Here is a 2,679-nt window from a genome sequence, read left to right as displayed (position 1 = left end):
GTTGGCATCCGCCGGCAGCGCCTCGGCATGCTCGGTCTCGACCTCCTCGATGGCGAGATCGAGCTTGTCGAGCTGGCGCGCGATCGCCTCGTCGGAGGGCGGCGGATTGATCGCCTCGAGCTGGCGGCGGATGGCAGCCCGCGCCTTGTTGTAGACCTTGGTCCGGTTCTCCGGAGTATTCTCGGGCAGGTTGTCGACTGCCTTCCGGATGACTGCTACAAAATCCGCCATGATTTACCCTGGTTTGATCCCTTGAAACGCGGCGAACCGCGCCCTTGCGCTAACCTAGTCTTCAAACGGGTCAGTCACAAGTATCGTATCGTCGCGCTCGGGACTTGTTGACAAGAGCGCCACGGGCGCGCCGATCAGTTCCTCGATGCGGCGGACATATTTGATTGCCTGCGCCGGCAGATCAGCCCAACTCCGGGCGCCGACAGTGGTTCCCTTCCAGCCCTCGATGCTCTCGTAGACCGGCGTGACGCGCGCCTGCTGGCCCTGGCTTGCGGGCAGATGGTCGATGCGGACCCCGTCGAGCTCGTAGCCGACGCAGATCTTCAGCTCCTCGAGCCCGTCGAGCACGTCGAGCTTGGTGAGCGCGATGCCGGTGATGCCGTTGACGGCGACCGACTGGCGCACAAGCGCCGCGTCGAACCAGCCGCAGCGGCGCTTGCGGCCGGTGACGGTGCCGAACTCGTGACCGCGCTCGCCCAGGAACTGGCCGGTGGCGTCGAACAGCTCGGTCGGGAACGGGCCTTCGCCGACGCGGGTGGTGTAGGCCTTGGTGATGCCGAGCACGTAGCTGAGCGACCCGGGCCCGAGGCCCGAGCCGGCCGCCGCCTGGCCGGAGACGGTGTTCGACGAGGTCACGAACGGATAGGTGCCGTGGTCGACATCGAGCAGCGTGCCCTGCGCGCCTTCAAAGAGTATCCGCGCGCCGGCGCGGCGGTGCTTGTCCAGCAGCAGCCACACGGTCTCGCGGAACGGCAGGATGCGGTCGGCCACCGAGGTGAGCTCCTCAAGGATGGTGTCGACCGAGATTTCCGGCTGGCCGAGGCCACGGCGGAGCGCGTTGTGGTGGGTGAGCAGCCGGTCGACCTTGGCGGGCAGGCTCTCGAGGTTGGCCAAATCCATGACGCGGATGGCGCGGCGGCCGACCTTGTCCTCATAGGCCGGGCCGATGCCGCGCCGCGTGGTGCCGATCTTGGTGCCGGAATTCGATGCGGCGTCCTCGCGCAGCCCGTCGAGCTCGCGGTGCAGCGACAGGATCAGCGTGGCGTTGTCGGCGATGCGCAAGTTCTCGGCATTGACGACGACTCCTTGCGTGGCGAGCCGGTCGATCTCGCTCACCAGCGCATGCGGGTCGATGACGACGCCGTTGCCGATGACGGCGAGCTTGCCGGGGCGCACCACGCCCGAGGGCAGCAGCGAGAGCTTGTAGCTCACGCCGTCGATCACCAGCGTGTGGCCGGCATTGTGGCCGCCCTGGAAGCGGACGACGACGTCGGCCCGCTCGGACAGCCAGTCGACGATCTTGCCCTTCCCCTCGTCGCCCCATTGCGACCCGACGACAACCACGTTGGCCATGACATCCCCTTGGCGTTGGGCCGCGTCGAAAGCGGCCCGGAACTTGACAATGAGCCGCGTTGGGCGCGGCCCGGAAAACGAAATCCGCGCATGCATACAGACTTGACCGGCCAAAATCGACCCTTCAGCGCGCGGGACGGGCTTTTTTACGTGACAATTCTGTGTCTTGTGACCAAACAGGAGGGGCTGCGGCCCTGTGCCGCGCCGCAACGCCCCCGATCGGCCCGCACCCGGCCCGCCACCGGCCCGATTCCACCCCAGATCCGGACCCCCGCCTTGACCCTTCGCGCCTCTGCCCTGCCGCTCCGCGCCTATCTGTTCCTGACGATCACCGCCCTGTCGTGGGGCGCCAACGCCGTGGCCGGCAAGATGGCGGTGGGCCATATCTCGCCGATGCTGCTGACCTCGGCGCGCTGGGGCCTGGCGCTGATGATTCTTCTGACCTTCACCCTGCCCCAGCTCCGCCGCGACCGGGCGACGATCCGCGCGCACCTGCCGCTGCTCATTGGCTACGGCATGTTCGGCTTCGCCTTCTTCAACATCTTCCTCTATTCGGCGCTGGAGCACACCACCGCCATCAATGTGACCATCGAGCAGGCGGGCATGCCGATGGTGATCTTCCTCGCCAATTTCCTCCTGTTCCGCATCCGCGCCAAGCCGGCGCAGGTGGCGGGCTTCGTGCTCACGCTCGCGGGCGTCGCCCTCACCGCCTCGGGCGGCAGCCTCGCCCGGCTGCTGGCGCTGGAACTCAACCGCGGCGACGCGCTGATGCTGCTGGCCGTGCTGTGCTACGGCGGCTACACGGTGGGCTTACGCTACAAGCCAATGCTCCACTGGCAGAGCATGATCACGGTGATGGCGGCCTCGGCCTTCGCAACCTCCCTGCCCTTCACCGCCTGGGAAATCGCCCGCGAAGCGGTGATCTGGCCCGACACCAGCGGCCTGTTGATCGCGGCGTTTACCGCCATCATCCCCTCGCTCGTCTCGCAGGTGCTGTTCATCATGGGCAACGAGCTGATCGGCTCCAACCGCGCCGGCGTGTTCATCAACCTGGTGCCGATCTTCGGCACGATCCTCTCGGTGCTGATCCTGGGG

3 protein-coding genes are annotated in these 2,679 nt (G+C 67.0%); 1 reads left to right on the top strand and 2 read right to left on the bottom strand.

Annotation, left to right across the window (positions count from 1 at the left end; genetic code table 11):
- Together LL06_RS25475 and LL06_RS25470 are read right to left on the bottom strand one after the other, a co-directional pair.
- The coding region (locus LL06_RS25475; protein WP_035533712.1) for a hypothetical protein at positions 1 to 231 on the bottom strand (231 nt) is incomplete at its 3' end.
- 54 nt (positions 232 to 285) lie between these two features.
- Positions 286 to 1,584 carry an adenylosuccinate synthase gene (locus LL06_RS25470; RefSeq protein WP_035533716.1) on the bottom strand — a complete coding sequence of 433 codons (1,299 nt, stop codon included), beginning with the start codon at positions 1,582 to 1,584 and terminating at the stop codon, positions 286 to 288.
- Between the two features lie 276 nt (positions 1,585 to 1,860).
- On the opposite strand from LL06_RS25470, the gene LL06_RS25465 reads away from it, so the two are divergent.
- Positions 1,861 to 2,679, top strand: an 819-nt coding sequence (locus LL06_RS25465) for a DMT family transporter (protein ID WP_244447225.1), incomplete at its 3' end; no start/stop codon positions are given.

Source organism: Hoeflea sp. BAL378 (assembly GCF_000759435.1).
Taxonomy (GTDB): domain Bacteria; phylum Pseudomonadota; class Alphaproteobacteria; order Rhizobiales; family Rhizobiaceae; genus Hoeflea.
Note: the sequence above shows the minus strand (reverse complement) of the source record. Positions and strands in the feature narration are given on the sequence as shown.

Coding starts and splice junctions, on each gene's coding strand:
- LL06_RS25470 (WP_035533716.1), bottom strand. CDS start 1,584: ATGGCCAACGTGGTTGTCGTCGGGTCGCAATGGGGCGACGAGGGGAAG.